The 17,868-nt window shown below is 56.8% G+C and carries 14 protein-coding genes, 2 tRNA genes and 2 rRNA genes; 9 read left to right on the forward strand and 9 right to left on the reverse strand.

Annotated elements, in window-relative coordinates; all coding sequences use genetic code 11:
- Window positions 1-61: 61 nt before the first annotated feature.
- The 5 genes from C4J89_RS23910 to tyrS all read right to left on the reverse strand — a co-directional run bounded on the left by C4J89_RS23910 (window position 62) and on the right by tyrS (window position 6,710).
- A 23S ribosomal RNA gene (locus C4J89_RS23910) occupies window positions 62-2,953 on the reverse strand.
- 239 nt (window positions 2,954-3,192) lie between these two features.
- A tRNA-Ala gene (locus C4J89_RS23915) sits at window positions 3,193-3,268 on the reverse strand.
- 10 nt (window positions 3,269-3,278) lie between these two features.
- A tRNA-Ile gene (locus C4J89_RS23920) sits at window positions 3,279-3,355 on the reverse strand.
- 122 nt (window positions 3,356-3,477) lie between these two features.
- Window positions 3,478-5,014, reverse strand: a 16S ribosomal RNA gene (locus tag C4J89_RS23925).
- Together the 16S and 23S rRNA genes with 2 tRNA genes alongside form the textbook arrangement of a ribosomal RNA operon.
- 496 nt (window positions 5,015-5,510) lie before the next feature.
- Window positions 5,511-6,710 (reverse strand): tyrosine--tRNA ligase, encoded by a 1,200-nt coding sequence (gene tyrS, locus C4J89_RS23935; RefSeq protein ID WP_124415715.1) that lies wholly within the window; start codon window positions 6,708-6,710, stop codon window positions 5,511-5,513.
- Between the two features lie 208 nt (window positions 6,711-6,918).
- Between tyrS and C4J89_RS23945 the strand changes: the two genes are divergently transcribed.
- Window positions 6,919-8,331 (forward strand): peptidoglycan DD-metalloendopeptidase family protein, encoded by a 1,413-nt coding sequence (locus tag C4J89_RS23945; RefSeq protein ID WP_124415716.1) that lies wholly within the window; start codon window positions 6,919-6,921, stop codon window positions 8,329-8,331.
- Window positions 8,332-8,334: 3 nt separating this feature from the next.
- The gene (locus C4J89_RS23950) at window positions 8,335-9,426 is read left to right on the forward strand and encodes an anhydro-N-acetylmuramic acid kinase (RefSeq protein ID WP_124415717.1); all 1,092 of its coding nucleotides are present in this window, start codon (window positions 8,335-8,337) and stop codon (window positions 9,424-9,426) included.
- Window positions 9,427-9,500: 74 nt separating this feature from the next.
- Here the strand turns inward: C4J89_RS23950 and erpA are convergent, their stop codons facing one another.
- Together erpA and argC are read right to left on the reverse strand one after the other, a co-directional pair.
- A complete protein-coding gene (erpA, locus tag C4J89_RS23955; protein ID WP_003176443.1) occupies window positions 9,501-9,851 on the reverse strand; it encodes an iron-sulfur cluster insertion protein ErpA in 351 nt (116 codons plus the stop codon).
- A 154-nt stretch (window positions 9,852-10,005) separates the two neighbouring features.
- Entirely contained in the window at window positions 10,006-11,040 is a 1,035-nt protein-coding gene (argC, locus tag C4J89_RS23960) for an N-acetyl-gamma-glutamyl-phosphate reductase (RefSeq protein WP_124415718.1), read from the reverse strand.
- A gap of 135 nt (window positions 11,041-11,175) precedes the next feature.
- On the opposite strand from argC, the gene hemJ reads away from it, so the two are divergent.
- The 6 genes from hemJ (at window position 11,176) to coq7 (ending at window position 15,591) form a co-directional block, all read left to right on the forward strand.
- The gene (hemJ, locus tag C4J89_RS23965; protein ID WP_124368536.1) at window positions 11,176-11,604 is read left to right on the forward strand and encodes a protoporphyrinogen oxidase HemJ; all 429 of its coding nucleotides are present in this window, start codon (window positions 11,176-11,178) and stop codon (window positions 11,602-11,604) included.
- A gap of 24 nt (window positions 11,605-11,628) precedes the next feature.
- A complete protein-coding gene (locus C4J89_RS23970; protein ID WP_124364623.1) occupies window positions 11,629-12,591 on the forward strand; it encodes a nitronate monooxygenase family protein in 963 nt (320 codons plus the stop codon).
- 69 nt (window positions 12,592-12,660) lie between these two features.
- Entirely contained in the window at window positions 12,661-13,623 is a 963-nt protein-coding gene (locus tag C4J89_RS23975) for a DUF805 domain-containing protein (protein WP_124415719.1), read from the forward strand.
- Window positions 13,624-13,685: 62 nt separating this feature from the next.
- Window positions 13,686-14,474 carry an SDR family oxidoreductase gene (locus C4J89_RS23980; RefSeq protein ID WP_124415720.1) on the forward strand — a complete coding sequence of 263 codons (789 nt, stop codon included), beginning with the start codon at window positions 13,686-13,688 and terminating at the stop codon, window positions 14,472-14,474.
- 45 nt (window positions 14,475-14,519) lie between these two features.
- The gene (locus C4J89_RS23985; RefSeq protein ID WP_124364626.1) at window positions 14,520-14,858 is read left to right on the forward strand and encodes a histidine triad nucleotide-binding protein; all 339 of its coding nucleotides are present in this window, start codon (window positions 14,520-14,522) and stop codon (window positions 14,856-14,858) included.
- A gap of 85 nt (window positions 14,859-14,943) precedes the next feature.
- Window positions 14,944-15,591, forward strand: a complete 648-nt coding sequence (coq7, locus tag C4J89_RS23990) for a 2-polyprenyl-3-methyl-6-methoxy-1,4-benzoquinone monooxygenase (RefSeq protein ID WP_124364627.1) — start codon at window positions 14,944-14,946, stop codon at window positions 15,589-15,591.
- Between the two features lie 145 nt (window positions 15,592-15,736).
- Here the strand turns inward: coq7 and C4J89_RS23995 are convergent, their stop codons facing one another.
- Window positions 15,737-16,159 carry an OsmC family protein gene (locus C4J89_RS23995; protein ID WP_003194686.1) on the reverse strand — a complete coding sequence of 141 codons (423 nt, stop codon included), beginning with the start codon at window positions 16,157-16,159 and terminating at the stop codon, window positions 15,737-15,739.
- A 245-nt stretch (window positions 16,160-16,404) separates the two neighbouring features.
- Between C4J89_RS23995 and crp the strand changes: the two genes are divergently transcribed.
- Window positions 16,405-17,049 (forward strand): cAMP-activated global transcriptional regulator CRP, encoded by a 645-nt coding sequence (crp, locus tag C4J89_RS24000; RefSeq protein WP_124364629.1) that lies wholly within the window; start codon window positions 16,405-16,407, stop codon window positions 17,047-17,049.
- Here crp and C4J89_RS24005 read toward each other — a convergent pair.
- On the reverse strand, window positions 17,046-17,741 hold the full coding sequence (locus tag C4J89_RS24005; protein ID WP_124415721.1) for a lipoate--protein ligase family protein: 696 nt from the start codon (window positions 17,739-17,741) through the stop codon (window positions 17,046-17,048). The two genes, crp and C4J89_RS24005, sit on opposite strands and share 4 nt — an antisense overlap.
- Window positions 17,742-17,868 lie beyond the last annotated feature (127 nt).

Here is a 17,868-nt window from a genome sequence, read left to right on the forward strand (position 1 = left end):
TCACACACCGCAATCTGGTTGCTCTGGATTAAAGAGCCGACGCAAATTGCTTGGGTGTTATATGGTCAAGCCTCACGGGCAATTAGTATTGGTTAGCTCAACGCCTCACAGCGCTTACACACCCAACCTATCAACGTCGTAGTCTTCGACGGCCCTTCAGGGGACTCAAGGTCCCAGTGAGATCTCATCTTGAGGCTAGTTTCCCGCTTAGATGCTTTCAGCGGTTATCTATTCCGAACATAGCTACCCGGCAATGCCACTGGCGTGACAACCGGAACACCAGAGGTTCGTCCACTCCGGTCCTCTCGTACTAGGAGCAGCCCCTCTCAAATCTCAAACGTCCACGGCAGATAGGGACCGAACTGTCTCACGACGTTCTAAACCCAGCTCGCGTACCACTTTAAATGGCGAACAGCCATACCCTTGGGACCGGCTTCAGCCCCAGGATGTGATGAGCCGACATCGAGGTGCCAAACACCGCCGTCGATATGAACTCTTGGGCGGTATCAGCCTGTTATCCCCGGAGTACCTTTTATCCGTTGAGCGATGGCCCTTCCATACAGAACCACCGGATCACTAAGACCTACTTTCGTACCTGCTCGACGTGTCTGTCTCGCAGTCAAGCGCGCTTTTGCCTTTATACTCTACGACCGATTTCCGACCGGTCTGAGCGCACCTTCGTACTCCTCCGTTACTCTTTAGGAGGAGACCGCCCCAGTCAAACTACCCACCATACACTGTCCTCGATCCGGATAACGGACCTGAGTTAGAACCTCAAAGTTGCCAGGGTGGTATTTCAAGGTTGGCTCCACGCAGACTGGCGTCCACGCTTCAAAGCCTCCCACCTATCCTACACAAGCAAATTCAAAGTCCAGTGCAAAGCTATAGTAAAGGTTCACGGGGTCTTTCCGTCTAGCCGCGGATACACTGCATCTTCACAGCGATTTCAATTTCACTGAGTCTCGGGTGGAGACAGCGCCGCCATCGTTACGCCATTCGTGCAGGTCGGAACTTACCCGACAAGGAATTTCGCTACCTTAGGACCGTTATAGTTACGGCCGCCGTTTACCGGGGCTTCGATCAAGAGCTTCGCGTTAGCTAACCCCATCAATTAACCTTCCGGCACCGGGCAGGCGTCACACCCTATACGTCCACTTTCGTGTTTGCAGAGTGCTGTGTTTTTAATAAACAGTCGCAGCGGCCTGGTATCTTCGACCGGCATGAGCTTACGGAGCAAGTCCTTCACCCTCACCGGCGCACCTTCTCCCGAAGTTACGGTGCCATTTTGCCTAGTTCCTTCACCCGAGTTCTCTCAAGCGCCTTGGTATTCTCTACCCAACCACCTGTGTCGGTTTGGGGTACGGTTCCTGGTTACCTGAAGCTTAGAAGCTTTTCTTGGAAGCATGGCATCAACCACTTCGTCGTCTAAAAGACGACTCGTCATCAGCTCTCGGCCTTAGAATCCCGGATTTACCTAAGATTCCAGCCTACCACCTTAAACTTGGACAACCAACGCCAAGCTGGCCTAGCCTTCTCCGTCCCTCCATCGCAATAACCAGAAGTACAGGAATATTAACCTGTTTTCCATCGACTACGCTTTTCAGCCTCGCCTTAGGGACCGACTAACCCTGCGTCGATTAACGTTGCGCAGGAAACCTTGGTCTTTCGGCGTGGGTGTTTTTCACACCCATTGTCGTTACTCATGTCAGCATTCGCACTTCTGATACCTCCAGCAAGCTTCTCAACTCACCTTCACAGGCTTACAGAACGCTCCTCTACCGCATCACTTACGTGATACCCGTAGCTTCGGTGTATGGTTTGAGCCCCGTTACATCTTCCGCGCAGGCCGACTCGACTAGTGAGCTATTACGCTTTCTTTAAAGGGTGGCTGCTTCTAAGCCAACCTCCTAGCTGTCTAAGCCTTCCCACATCGTTTCCCACTTAACCATAACTTTGGGACCTTAGCTGACGGTCTGGGTTGTTTCCCTTTTCACGACGGACGTTAGCACCCGCCGTGTGTCTCCCATGCTCGGCACTTGTAGGTATTCGGAGTTTGCATCGGTTTGGTAAGTCGGGATGACCCCCTAGCCGAAACAGTGCTCTACCCCCTACAGTGATACATGAGGCGCTACCTAAATAGCTTTCGAGGAGAACCAGCTATCTCCGAGCTTGATTAGCCTTTCACTCCGATCCACAGGTCATCCGCTAACTTTTCAACGGTAGTCGGTTCGGTCCTCCAGTTAGTGTTACCCAACCTTCAACCTGCCCATGGATAGATCGCCCGGTTTCGGGTCTATTCCCAGCGACTAGACGCCCTATTAAGACTCGCTTTCGCTACGCCTCCCCTATTCGGTTAAGCTCGCCACTGAAAATAAGTCGCTGACCCATTATACAAAAGGTACGCAGTCACCTAACAAAGTAGGCTCCCACTGCTTGTACGCATACGGTTTCAGGATCTATTTCACTCCCCTCTCCGGGGTTCTTTTCGCCTTTCCCTCACGGTACTAGTTCACTATCGGTCAGTCAGTAGTATTTAGCCTTGGAGGATGGTCCCCCCATATTCAGACAAAGTTTCTCGTGCTCCGTCCTACTCGATTTCATGACTAAGAGATTTTCGCGTACAGGGCTATCACCCACTATGGCCGCACTTTCCAGAGCGTTCCGCTAATCTCAAAGCCACTTAAGGGCTAGTCCCCGTTCGCTCGCCACTACTAAGGGAATCTCGGTTGATTTCTTTTCCTCAGGGTACTTAGATGTTTCAGTTCCCCTGGTTCGCTCCATACACCTATGTATTCAGTGTAAGGTAACCATCTTATGATGGCTGGGTTCCCCCATTCAGACATCTCCGGATCAAAGTCTGTTTGCCGACTCCCCGAAGCTTTTCGCAGGCTACCACGTCTTTCATCGCCTCTGACTGCCAAGGCATCCACCGTATGCGCTTCTTCACTTGACCATATAACCCCAAGCAATCTGGTTATACTGTGAAGACAACATTCGCCGAAAATTCGATCATACTCAATTAAGAGCGACTCACAAATTTTACCTTAGCCTGAGCCGTTACCAGTGAAAGTAACGGTCAGTCTATCTTTCTATCACATACCCAAATTTTTAAAGAACGATCTAATCAAAGACTAGAAATCAATATTCACAGCGGAATACTCATTTCTAAACTCTAACAGCAGAAACAGTTAATGGTGGAGCCAAACGGGATCGAACCGTTGACCTCCTGCGTGCAAGGCAGGCGCTCTCCCAGCTGAGCTATGGCCCCATAACAAAATTGGTGGGTCTGGGCAGATTCGAACTGCCGACCTCACCCTTATCAGGGGTGCGCTCTAACCAACTGAGCTACAGACCCAATTTCGAGCGCAACTGATTAGCTAAGAGCTATCAGCTTGGAGCTTAAAGCTGCTTCTATCGTCTTCTTCAATGAATCAAGCAATTCGTGTGGGAACTTATGGAGCAGCTGATGTCGTCGATTAAGGAGGTGATCCAGCCGCAGGTTCCCCTACGGCTACCTTGTTACGACTTCACCCCAGTCATGAATCACACCGTGGTAACCGTCCTCCCGAAGGTTAGACTAGCTACTTCTGGTGCAACCCACTCCCATGGTGTGACGGGCGGTGTGTACAAGGCCCGGGAACGTATTCACCGCGACATTCTGATTCGCGATTACTAGCGATTCCGACTTCACGCAGTCGAGTTGCAGACTGCGATCCGGACTACGATCGGTTTTCTGGGATTAGCTCCACCTCGCGGCTTGGCAACCCTCTGTACCGACCATTGTAGCACGTGTGTAGCCCAGGCCGTAAGGGCCATGATGACTTGACGTCATCCCCACCTTCCTCCGGTTTGTCACCGGCAGTCTCCTTAGAGTGCCCACCATGACGTGCTGGTAACTAAGGACAAGGGTTGCGCTCGTTACGGGACTTAACCCAACATCTCACGACACGAGCTGACGACAGCCATGCAGCACCTGTCTCAATGTTCCCGAAGGCACCAATCCATCTCTGGAAAGTTCATTGGATGTCAAGGCCTGGTAAGGTTCTTCGCGTTGCTTCGAATTAAACCACATGCTCCACCGCTTGTGCGGGCCCCCGTCAATTCATTTGAGTTTTAACCTTGCGGCCGTACTCCCCAGGCGGTCAACTTAATGCGTTAGCTGCGCCACTAAGAGCTCAAGGCTCCCAACGGCTAGTTGACATCGTTTACGGCGTGGACTACCAGGGTATCTAATCCTGTTTGCTCCCCACGCTTTCGCACCTCAGTGTCAGTGTTGGTCCAGGTGGTCGCCTTCGCCACTGGTGTTCCTTCCTATATCTACGCATTTCACCGCTACACAGGAAATTCCACCACCCTCTACCACACTCTAGTCAGTCAGTTTTGAATGCAGTTCCCAGGTTGAGCCCGGGGATTTCACATCCAACTTAACAAACCACCTACGCGCGCTTTACGCCCAGTAATTCCGATTAACGCTTGCACCCTCTGTATTACCGCGGCTGCTGGCACAGAGTTAGCCGGTGCTTATTCTGTCGGTAACGTCAAAACAATCACGTATTAGGTAACTGCCCTTCCTCCCAACTTAAAGTGCTTTACAATCCGAAGACCTTCTTCACACACGCGGCATGGCTGGATCAGGCTTTCGCCCATTGTCCAATATTCCCCACTGCTGCCTCCCGTAGGAGTCTGGACCGTGTCTCAGTTCCAGTGTGACTGATCATCCTCTCAGACCAGTTACGGATCGTCGCCTTGGTGAGCCATTACCTCACCAACTAGCTAATCCGACCTAGGCTCATCTGATAGCGCAAGGCCCGAAGGTCCCCTGCTTTCTCCCGTAGGACGTATGCGGTATTAGCGTCCGTTTCCGAACGTTATCCCCCACTACCAGGCAGATTCCTAGGCATTACTCACCCGTCCGCCGCTCTCAAGAGAAGCAAGCTTCTCTCTACCGCTCGACTTGCATGTGTTAGGCCTGCCGCCAGCGTTCAATCTGAGCCATGATCAAACTCTTCAGTTCAAACATCTTTGGGTTTTTAAGAAACCCTAAACTTGGCTCAGCAATCGTTGGTTACATCTTTGATTTCTCGCGGAGTAACTTGTGATGCTGATAATCTTGTTGACTATCAGTCTGACTCCACAAGCACCCACACGAATTGCTTGATTCAGTTGTTAAAGAGCGGTTGGTTAAGAGCTATTCGTCTCAACCGAGGCGCGCATTCTACAGCAGCCTCATTTGCTGTCAAGTGGTTATTTTCAGAAGTTTTCGAAGATTTCTTCAACAACTTCAACCACTTGCGCTTGCGATCTCTCGTAAGCGGGAGGCGAATTCTACAGCGTTACACGCTGCTGTCAACACCTCTTTTTCAACTTCCTTTCGGCTTCGATGAACTGAAGCAACCTGCCGCCGAAACCTACTTAACTCATTGTTTACCAAGGAGTTTCCGTTTCGACTGCGCCGGAAGTGGGGCGAATTATAGAGAGATATAATTCGCCGTCAAGCCCTTATTAACGACTTATTCGGATTTGAGCGTAATGCGCGCAAATGCCTTCTTCCCCGCCTGGCAAACGTGAGTCGCGCCCAGCTCGTATATAAAGGTGCGATCAACTACCTCACCATCGATACGCACACCACCCGAGCCGAGAAGATCACGGGCAACCGCTGAGTTCTTCACCAGGCCAGCCTTATTAAGGACAGCTGCGATCGGCATTGCCTCGGTCGCCGTCAACTCGATCTCCGGCAGGTCGTCTGGCAACTCGCCATCCTTCATACGATTACCCGCCGCACGGTGAGCGTTGGCCGCAGCCTCTTCACCATGAAAGCGCGCCACGATTTCTTCGGCCAGCTTGATCTTCACATCACGCGGATTGGCGCCTGCTTCCACATCGGCACGCAACGCATTGATCTCATCCATCGAGCGAAAGCTCAGCAATTCGAAGTAACGCCACATCAACGAATCCGGAATGGAAACCAGCTTGCCGTACATCACGCCCGGCGCTTCCTGGATGCCAACATAGTTACCCAACGACTTGGACATCTTCTTGACGCCGTCCAACCCCTCCAGCAACGGCATGGTCAAGATGCACTGAGCTTCCTGCCCATAGGCACGCTGAAGCTCACGCCCCATCAACAGGTTGAACTTTTGATCCGTGCCACCCAGCTCGACATCCGCACGCAAAGCCACCGAGTCATACCCCTGGACCAACGGGTAAAGAAACTCATGAATAGCAATCGGCTGATTGGTGGAGTAGCGCTTGTCGAAGTCATCCCGCTCGAGCATGCGCGCAACAGTGTATTGCGACGTCAGGCGAATGAAATCCGCCGGCCCCATCTGGTCCATCCAGGTGGAATTGAATGCCACCTCGGTTTTGGCCGGATCAAGGATTTTGAATACCTGGGTCTTGTAGGTCTCAGCGTTGTCGAGCACCTGCTCGCGCGTCAGCGGCGGACGCGTCGCACTCTTGCCGCTCGGGTCGCCGATCATCCCGGTGAAGTCGCCGATAAGGAAGATGACTTGATGACCCAGCTCCTGGAACTGACGCAGCTTATTAATAAGCACGGTATGGCCAAGGTGCAGATCCGGCGCGGTTGGGTCAAAGCCGGCCTTAATACGCAGGGGCTGGCCGCGCTTGAGCTTTTCGACCAGCTCAGCTTCGACCAACAGTTCTTCCGCACCACGTTTTATCAGCGCTAGCTGCTCTTCAACCGACTTCATAACAGACCCGCAAGGCTCAGATTCAAAAGGGAACCAACCATACAAGATCAGGGCCTAATTACAAGTTTTGCCCTGCGCACGGACACCATTACGCAAGCCCAGCGTTCGCGAGCTTGCGCCACAGATGATTTGGTTATATTTTATACAGTTATTTCATCTTCATCATGTCATTCATCTTTTCCATTTCATCTTCAAAGTCAAAATACCTATGACCACTGAACCGTCTAAAGCGCCGCCGCTTTACCCGAAGACCCACCTGCTTGCCGCAAGTGGTATCGCCGCCCTTCTCAGCCTGGCACTCCTGGTATTCCCTTCCAGTGACGTAGAAGCCAAACGAACATCCCTAAGCCTCGACCTGGAAAGCCCTGTTGAGCAACTGACACAAGATCAAGACGCTTCCGACGCCCAACAAGCCACAAATCCCCCTGCTGAGTCGCCGTTCGCGCAGATTGAAAACACGCCCGAAGAGACTCAGGAAGCCGTCCAGGAAAAGCCCGCAGCAATTGCAGTCAAGAGTCCTCAGCACCGCGAAGTGATCGTGAGTAAAGGCGACACACTCTCAACGCTGTTCGAAAAGGTCGGATTGCCTGCCGCGACCGTCAATGACGTGCTGGCCACCGATAAGCAAGCCAAGCAATTCACCCAGCTCAAACATGGCCAGAAGCTTGAGTTCGAACTGACGCCCGATGGCCAGTTGAACAACCTGCACACCAATATCAATGACCTGGAAAGCATCAGCCTGAGCAAGGGCGCAAAGGGCTTTGCCTTCAATCGCATTACCACCAAACCGGTCATGCGTTCTGCCTACGTACACGGCGTGATCAATAGCTCGCTGTCGCAATCCGCCGCCCGTGCGGGCCTGTCCCACAGCATGACCATGGACATGGCCAGTGTATTTGGCTACGACATCGACTTTGCCCAGGACATCCGCCAGGGTGACGAATTCGATGTGATCTACGAGCAGAAAGTCGCCAACGGCAAAGTGGTCGGCACCGGCAATATCCTCTCTGCGCGCTTCACCAACCGCGGCAAAACCTACACCGCAGTGCGTTACACCAACAAACAGGGCAATACCAGTTACTACACTGCGGATGGCAACAGCATGCGCAAGGCGTTCATCCGTACACCGGTGGACTTCGCTCGTATTAGCTCGCGTTTCTCCATGGGTCGCAAGCATCCAATTCTGAACAAAATCCGCGCCCACAAAGGTGTCGACTATGCCGCTCCCCGTGGCACGCCAATCAAAGCAGCTGGCGACGGTAAGGTTCTGTTGGCCGGACGTCGCGGTGGTTACGGCAACACAGTGATCATCCAGCACGGCAACACCTACCGTACGCTATACGGCCACATGCAAGGGTTCGCCAAAGGCGTCAAAACCGGTGGCAACGTGAAGCAGGGGCAAGTGATCGGTTACATCGGCACGACTGGCCTGTCCACCGGGCCGCACTTGCATTATGAATTCCAGGTCAACGGGGTACACGTAGATCCATTGGGCCAGAAACTGCCAATGGCCGACCCGATCGCCAAGGCAGAACGCGCGCGCTTCATGCAACAAAGCCAGCCGCTGATGGCCCGCATGGATCAGGAGCGTTCCACCCTGCTGGCTTCGGCGAAGCGTTAAGGCATGCCGCGCTATATCGGTGTGATGTCCGGGACCAGCCTCGATGGCCTGGATATCGCCCTTATCGAACAGGATTCGGCGATCAGTCTGATCACCACCCATTACATCCCCATGCCTGCCCCCCTGCGCGCCGAGCTGCTCAGCCTGTGCGCCAGCGGCCCGGACGAGATCGCCCGTTCGGCAGTCGCCCAGCAAGCCTGGGTAACACTTGCCGCTCACGGCATCCACACTGTGCTAGACCAGCAAAACCTCAAGCCCCAGGACATCCGTGCGATTGGCAGCCATGGGCAGACCATCCGCCATGAACCTGCCCGGGGGTTTACCGTACAGATTGGCAACCCCGCGTTGCTCACCGAGCTGACCGGCATCACAGTGGTCAGTGACTTTCGCAGCCGCGACGTAGCCGCAGGCGGTCAGGGCGCCCCCTTGGTACCTGCCTTCCACGAGGCGCTGTTCGGTGAAAGTACCGGCAAGCGTGCGGTGTTGAATGTCGGCGGTTTCAGCAACCTGAGCCTGATAGAAACCGGCAGGCCGGTATCGGGCTTCGACTGCGGCCCGGGTAATGTCTTGCTGGACGCGTGGATTCATCATCAACGTGGCGAGCACTTTGATCGTGACGGGCAATGGGCAGCCAGCGGCAAGGTTCAGCTGCAGTTACTCAACACGCTGCTCAGCGACCCTTTTTTCGCGACCAAAGGCCCGAAAAGTACCGGCCGGGAAGTTTTCAATCTGCGTTGGCTGCAGCAACATCTCGACGGGCTGCCAGCGTTTCTTCCCGAGGACGTGCAAGCCACATTGCTGGAGCTGACCAGCCTGACCATCGTCGAATCTCTGCAAAGCGCCCAACCTCAGACAGAAACCCTGTTGATATGCGGCGGCGGCGCTCACAACGGGACGCTGATGGATCGATTGGCCGCGCTGCTACCGTCCACACAGGTCAGTAGCACCGCGTTCTATGGTGTAGACCCCGACTGGGTGGAAGCCATGGCCTTCGCCTGGCTGGCCCACTGCTGCCTGGAAGGCATCGCCGCGAACCGCCCTAGCGTCACAGGTGCTCGCGGGCTGCGCGTGCTGGGCGCGATCTACCCGGCCTGATCTCCAGGCAGCAAAACGCCGCTTGGCCGATCAAAGCCAAGCGGCGTTTTTTATGCGTGCAGATCAGGCTTCGATCAGATCGAGAACGAAGACCCACAACCACAGGTCGTCGTAGCGTTAGGGTTCTTGATCACGAAACGCGACCCCTCGAGCCCTTCCTGGTAATCCACTTCAGCACCCGCCAGGTACTGGAAGCTCATCGGATCAACGACCAGGCTCACGCCCTCGCGCTCAACGATGGTGTCGTCATCGGCCACATCTTCATCGAAGGTAAAACCGTACTGAAACCCTGAACAACCGCCGCCCGTAACGAATACGCGCAGCTTCAAGCGATCATTACCCTCTTCATCGACCAGGCTCTTCACCTTGTGCGCAGCACCGTGGGTGAATTGCAAAGCCGTGGGGGTGAAGGATTCAACGCTCATGCTGATAATCTCCCGGCGTAGCGCCGCCATATGCGTGATGGCCGGTATTATCCGCTTCTCCTAGAAAAGCGGTCAACTATTATGGGAGCAGCGACAAGCTTCAAGCCGTTGAGGTCCAAGCTTGCCGCTGACAACTTGAAGCTTGCGGCTGCCTTTAAGGCAACATGCCCGCATGGGACAAGCCCAACTTCTCATCCAGACCAAACAGGATGTTCATGTTCTGCACCGCCTGGCCCGATGCGCCCTTGACCAGGTTATCGATCACCGACAATACCACCACCAGGTCGCCATCCTGCGGACGATGCACCGCAATCCGGCACACGTTGGCGCCCCGCACGCTACGGGTTTCCGGATGGCTGCCCGTCGGCATCACATCGACGAACGGTTCGTTGGCATAACGCTTCTCGAACAATGCCTGCAGGTCTACCGAGCGATCGACAACGGTCGCGTACAACGTGGAGTGGATCCCACGGATCATCGGCGTCAGGTGCGGTACGAAGGTCAGGCCCACATCCTTACCCGCAGCACGGCGCAACCCCTGGCGGATTTCAGGCAGGTGACGATGCCCTTTTACCGCATAGGCCTTCATGCTTTCCGACGTCTCGGAGTACAGCGAGCCTACTGCGGCCCCACGACCGGCTCCGCTGACGCCCGACTTGCAGTCCGCGATCAGACGCGAAGCATCCGCCAAGCCGGCTTCCAGCAGCGGCAGGAAACCCAGCTGGGTCGCAGTCGGGTAGCAACCCGGCACCGCGATCAGGCGGGCCTGCTTGATCTGTTCACGATTGACTTCCGGCAAGCCGTACACCGCCTCCTCCAGTAACTCTGGCGCGCCGTGGGGCTGGCCGTACCACTTGGCCCACTCATCGGCATCTTGCAGGCGGAAGTCCGCCGACAGATCGATAACCTTGGTGCCCGCCGCCAATAGCTCGCCAGCCAACGCGTGCGCAACCCCGTGAGGCGTGGCGAAGAACACCACATCGCAGGCGCCCAACGTCTTGATGTCCGGCACACTGAAGGCCAGGCCGTCATAGTGGCCTCGCAGATTGGGGTACATATCGGCCACGGCCAGGCCAGCCTCGGAGCGTGAAGTGATAACCACCACCTCAGCCTGCGGATGCTGAGCCAACAGACGCAGCAATTCGACACCGGTGTAACCCGTGCCGCCGACGATACCGACCTTGACCATAAACCTGCCCTCAACGAACCCACTGGAAAGCCGTCGATAATAGGGGCCGTATCGCCCTGCGACAACCGCCAACGTGACGTACGGGCGCATGAGCTACTACTATCTTCGCTACCGTGAACCTGGGAATTACTGAAAATGCTCTATCTATGGGTCAAAGCCTTCCATATCGTCAGCATCGTCTGCTGGTTTGCCGGGTTGTTCTACCTGCCACGCCTGTTTGTCTACCACGCCCAAAGCGAAGACACCGTCAGCAAGGAGCGCTTCAGCGTCATGGAACGCAAGCTGTACCGGGGCATCATGGGCCCGGCGATGGTTGCCACGCTGGTCTTCGGCATCTGGTTGCTGGTGCTCAACCCCGGTATTTTCCAATCGGGCGCGTGGATCCACGCCAAACTCACCCTGGTCGTCCTGCTGATCGGCTACCACCACATGTGCGGCGCGCAGGTAAAACGCTTTGCCCGTGGCGAAAACACCCGCAGCCATGTCTTTTATCGCTGGTTCAATGAAGTGCCCGTTCTGATATTGCTGGCGGTCGTAATTCTGGTCGTGGTCAAACCGTTTTAACGTCAATTACCCGGGGAACCTCCAATGTCGCTGCCCGCCCTGCTTGAACAACGTTTGCGCCTGCCTGTGGTGGCTGCGCCGATGTTCCTGATTTCCAACCCGCAACTGGTGCTGGCCTGCTGCCGCAACGGGGTCGTCGGCAGTTTCCCGGCGCTCAATCAACGCGAAAGCAGCGGTTTCAAGGCCTGGCTGGAGGAAATCGAAGCCGGCCTGGCGCTGTTGGATAACCCGGCACCCTATGCCGTCAACCTGATCGTGCACAACAGTAACCCACGACTGGCGGCCGACCTGGCGATCTGCGTCGAGCACAAAGTGCCCATCGTTATCACCAGCCTCGGTGCGGTGAAGGAACTGGTCGATGCCGTGCACAGCTACGGCGGCCTGGTGTTTCATGACGTAACTACTCGTCGCCATGCCGAAAAAGCCGCTGAAGCGGGCGTCGACGGCCTGATCGCGGTCGCCGCCGGCGCGGGTGGTCACGCCGGCACCTGGAGCCCGTTTGCGCTGATTGCCGAGATACGCCAGTTCTTCGACAAAACCCTGTTGCTGGCCGGCTGTCTCAACCACGGTCGGGAGATTCTCGCCGCCCAAGTGCTTGGCGCGGACCTGGCGTATTTCGGCACGCGCTTTATCGGCACCACCGAAAGCCATGCCCCGGATGCGTATAAAGAGATGCTGCTCACAGCGCGCGCCGCCGACATCGTGCACACTCCGGCTGTTTCCGGCGTGCCTGCAAGCTTTATGCGCCAGAGCCTGGAAAACGCCGGTTTTGATCTCGCTGCCCTTCAGGGCAAAGGTGAGGTCAACCTCGGCTCCAAGCTCAAACCGTTGAGCGATGAGGCCAAAGCATGGAAGACTGTATGGTCTGCCGGCCAAGGCGTCGGTGAGATCAATGATTTGCCGAGCGTGGATGAACTCGTCGCGCGACTGGATGCGCAATACCGCCAGGCACGCGAAAACGCGGCACAATTACGCTGGCCACGTTGAACCAAATACCAGGCCTGCCAATTGGGCAGCCTGCATACCCTCCCCTGATCAAGTGACAAGGATGCCCGCATGAGCGACAGCCGTTTCAAGATTGTGTTCGACGGAGCCTTGCGCCCGGGTGTCGAAAGCACCACCGCCAAACTGAACCTCGCCGAGCTGTTCAAGAGCGATGTCGAAGCGATCGAAAAGCTTTTCACCGGCCGCCCGGTCGCGCTCAAGCGCGATCTGTCCCGCGCCGATGCCGACACCTACCTCACCGCCTTGCAAAACGCCGGCGTCGAAGCACGTATCGAAGCCGAACAACCCGTGGCTTTCAGCCTTGCCGAAACCCACGAGACAGGCGCATCGGCCTCGGACTTCTCGCACGCCGCCGCATCGCCTTACGCACCGCCACGCGCTGCGGTCGGTGATAACTTGCCGGAGTACGCCACGCTCAAGGTCTTCACTATCCACGGGCGTATCGGTCGCCTGCGCTATCTCGCCTGGACGCTGGCACTGACCGTCGCGATGCTTGTGGCTGCAGGCATCATCAGCACCGTGGGTTTCGCGGTGGCCACTGCCTCGCCAACGATCGCGATCATTCTCGGTTCGCTGCTGGGCTTTGCACTGTTCGTTGCGCTCGTCGTGGTAAGCGTGCAAATCGGCGTGCAGCGCCTGCACGACCTGGGCTGGTCTGGCTGGCTGTATTTGCTGAACCTGGTTCCGCTGGTGAACAGCGTTTTCCCTCTGCTGCTGCTGGTACTGCCGGGTAACACTGGCGCCAACCAGTACGGTGCGCCCCCACCGCGCAACTCCACAGCGGTTAAAATCCTGGCTTCGTTGTGGCTGGCGTTTATCCCGTTGATGCTCATCGTCGTGGTCACCCTGGGCATGAACGGCTATCTGGATCAACTCGAAGCCAACATGGGCAGCAGCTATGAAAGCAGCTCCCTGAGCACCGATGAAGATGCCGACCAAAGCGTCATCGGTGATGAAGACGCCGCGCAAAGTGCTGACGACGCGGCCGAACCTGTAGACTCTCCAGAACAGTGAAGAAACGCCCGCCGCCTGTGATGCCTCTGTCACAGGCCGGCGGCGTTGCGATGGAGAAAGGCATGACCCGTTACGCTCTGATCACCGGTGCCTCCAGCGGTATCGGCCTGGCTTTGGCCGAAGCCCTGGCCCGACGTGGCCGCAGCTTGATTCTGGTGGCCCGCCAGCGTGATCAGCTGGAAAGCATTGCGATCGAATTGACTCAGCGTTTCGGCGTCGAGGTGCTATTTCGCGCCTGTGACCTTGGCGAGCCGCTGCGGTTGTCGGGTTTTTTGCTGGAACTCGAAGAAGGTGAGCGGCAGATCGACCTGCTGGTCAACTGCGCCGGTATCGGCACCAGCGGGCCGTTCCTGGCCCAGGACTGGATGACCGAGCAGGACCTGATCGAAGTCAACATCCTCGCCCTGACCCGCATGTGCCATGCGTTGGGCAATGCCATGGCGCTGCACGGCGGCGGGCAGATTCTCAACGTGGCTTCGGTCGCCGCCTTCCAGCCAGGCCCGTGGATGAGCAGCTACTACGCGAGCAAAGCCTTTGTGCTGCACTTCTCCGAAGGCTTGCGCGAGGAACTGAAGACCTGTGGCATCAACGTCTCGGTGCTGTGCCCCGGCCCCACGCGCACCGCCTTCTTCGGTACCGCGCAAATGGACACCGCAAAGCTCGACCGCAGCCAACAGTTGATGAGCCCCGAAGAAGTCGCGCTCTACACCGTGCGTGCGCTGGAGAAGAACAAGGCCATCATCATCCCCGGACGGCGCAACCGCTGGCTGGCATTCAGCCCACGCCTGAGCCCGCGCTGGCTGACCCGCAAAATTGCCGGCGGCATCAACAAGGCCTATTGCCCGCGTTGACCGCTTAAGTACACTCACCTTCACTTTCACCCTGGAGAAACAGCTGTGGATACTCTGTTCACCAAGATCATCAACCGGGAAATACCCGCGAACATCATCTATGAAGATGACCAAGTCCTCGCTTTCCACGACATCGCCCCACAGGCGCCGGTCCATTTTCTGGTCATCCCGAAAAAGCCCATTCGCACCCTCAATGACCTGACCGAAGACGACAAAGCCCTGGCCGGCCATATCCTGTTCACCGCCCAGCGCCTGGCGGTGGAACTAGGCTGCGAAAAAGGCTTCCGCGTGGTGATGAACTGCAACGAAGACGGCGGGCAGACCGTTTACCACATTCATATGCATGTGCTGGGTCAGCGCCAGATGAACTGGCCGCCGGGCTGAGTGCGCAGGGGCAAATTGACTCAGCGCAAACGCGCCGTCCTCTCTTGCGGTAAACTGGCCGCCGAGATTCTTCCCGGAGGTCAGCATGACTACCCAACGTCACTACTCGCCGATTGACCGTCTGTTGCTGCAAGCCGACACGGCCATGCGTACGCTGCTGCCGTTCAGCGGCCAACCGTACCGCCCGTCACCCGCCATCGTGCAGCCGGACGCACAGATGAGCGAGACCGAAACCCGCCATGTGGCCGGGCTGATGCGCATCAACCACACCGGTGAAGTCTGTGCCCAGGCGTTGTACCAGGGCCAGGCCCTGACCGCCAAGTTACCGCAGGTACGTGCAGCGATGGAGCACGCGGCCGAGGAAGAGATCGACCACCTGGCGTGGTGCGAACAACGCATTCGCCAGCTGGGCAGTCATCCCAGTGTGCTGAACCCGCTGTTCTATGGTTTGTCGTTCGGTATCGGCGCCGCTGCCGGCCTGATCAGTGACAAGGTCAGCCTCGGTTTTGTCGCAGCCACCGAACGTCAGGTCTGCAAGCACCTGGACGAACACCTTGAACAACTGCCGGCCGAGGACGAAAAGTCCCGGGCCATTCTTGAGCAGATGCGCATCGATGAAGAGCACCACGCTGAAAGCGCACTGGATGCCGGCGGCTTCCGCTTTCCTGCGCCGGTGAGATTCGGCATGAGCATGCTGGCCAAGGTCATGACCAAGAGCACCTACAGAATCTGAAGCATGAAGATCATTCCCACGCTCCGCGTGGGAATGCCACCCAGGACGCCCCGCGTCCCGCTTTCAGCGCAAAATCCGGCACCTGCGCAAGGGTGACGCGGAGCGTCACGAGATGCATTCCCACGCAGAGCGTGGGAACGATCAATCAGCCGAGCTCGATGATTTCGTAATCATGGGTAATGACCACACCGGCCGCGCCCAGCATGATCGACGCCGAGCAGTACTTCTCTGCCGACAGCTCGATGGCACGCTTGACCTGCGCTTCCTTCAGCGCGCGCCCCTTTACCACAAAATGCATATGGATCTTGGTAAACACCTTGGGATCTTCGGTTGCGCGTTCGGCTTCCAGAAAGGCTTCGCAGCTTTCCACGGCCTGACGGGATTTTTTCAGGATACTGACCACGTCGAAATTGCTGCAACCGCCGACACCCAGCAGCAACATTTCCATCGGGCGTACACCCAGGTTGCGGCCACCGGCTTCCGGCGGGCCGTCCATGACCACCACATGGCCACTGCCCGATTCACCGAGGAACATGGCTTCGCCCGCCCATTGGATGCGTGCCTTCATCGCCCAGACTCCACTGCTAAAAAAGGGTCGCCAGCTTAGCACAGGGCCTCGCAGCGGCAGCGCCCTGCAGGAAAACGATCAATAACAGCGTTTGCCGGTGAAATACGCTAATCGAGTCAGAATGTGTCTGGTAAGCTGGCGCCAAATCAATGGCGCATTGCCATCGTTTGTACAGCGTGTATCAATGCCGGTCGCGCTGATAAAAACAAATCCAACCACATCGTGCAGTTTTTCGGGATACAACCATGGTTGCTCTTACTCCCACACCCAAGATCAAGAACCTCGACAAGCTGCTGATGCATTGCCAGCGCCGGCGTCATCCGGCCAAGCACAACATCATCTGCGCGGGCGAGCGCTCCGAAACACTGTTCTTCATTATCAAGGGCTCGGTCACCATCCTGATCGAGGACGAAGACGGTCGCGAAATGATCATCGCCTACCTCAACACCGGGGATTTTTTCGGCGAGCTGGGGCTGTTCGAGCAGGCTGGCAAGGAGCAACAGCGCAGCGCTTGGGTGCGCACCAAGGTGGAGTGCGAAGTGGCTGAGATCAGCTATACGAAATTTCGCGAACTGGCCCAACATGATCCCGACATTCTGTATGCCCTGAGTGGGCAGATCGCCCAACGTCTGCGCGATACCACGCGCAAGGTCGGCGACCTGGCGTTCTTCGACGTGACCGGGCGTGTCGCTCGCTGCCTGCTGGAGCTGTGCAAGCAGCCCGACGCCATGACCCACCCCGACGGGATGCAGATCAAGGTCACGCGCCAGGAAATCGGGCGCATCGTGGGCTGTTCGCGGGAAATGGTGGGGCGTGTGCTCAAGGATCTGGAAGAGCGCAACCTGGTGCACGTCAAAGGCAAGACGATGGTGGTGTTCGGAACCCGTTAGCCTGGCAGCAAGCCTGCCAACATCTGACGGTACAAGGTGTCGAGCCGGCTGATTGCGTCCGGCACGGGAAACACTTCGTGCAGCGCGATATGGCTCTCGGCACGCACCCGCTGTTCCAGGCCACAGGCTTGATTGAAACGATTGACCGCCGCAACCAACTCATCGCGATCGTTATCCAGCAATAAAGCACCGTGTACCAACCCCACTGGGCGACCACCGCTCTGCCGCCAACGTTGGGCCGTGCCGACCATTTTCCGGCCGTTGAGATTGACGTTGTAACGACCGTCGCAGAACGCGCCATCGATTTCGCCAATAGACGCCTCGCCGCCCAATTCAAGCAACACATCGCAGATCGGCTGGCACAGGCGCTGGTAGCCGGTTTCGATGCGCCCTTGATCCCCCTCACTGCGCGGCGGCGCATAGACCAAGGCGATATTGACCGTGGCGGCCGACTGCGGCACCGGCTCACCGCCGGTTTCGCGCAACAGCACCGGCCAACCGGCCTCTGCCGAGACTCGGCTGGCCGCTTCAAAAGCCGGCAATCGGCTCAAACGTCGCGGCATGACCAAGGCTTGATCGTTGGGTTGCCAGAACAACAGCCCGTATTCCCGCTCACCCGCGCAGACGGCGGCCAGCAAGTCCTGCTCGGCGGCAAGGCCTGCTTGCACAGTCATCGAAACCAGCTTAGTCATCTACATTGACCTACCTGAATAAGCACAAGACCAATGTGGGAGGGGCCTTGCTCCCGATGGCGGTGTATCAGTCGTGAATCAGTCAACCGAACCACCGCTATCGGGAGCAAGCCCCCTCCCACACTTT

Source organism: Pseudomonas sp. R4-35-07, from assembly GCF_003852235.1.
In the GTDB taxonomy this organism is placed as follows: Bacteria; Pseudomonadota; Gammaproteobacteria; order Pseudomonadales; family Pseudomonadaceae; genus Aquipseudomonas.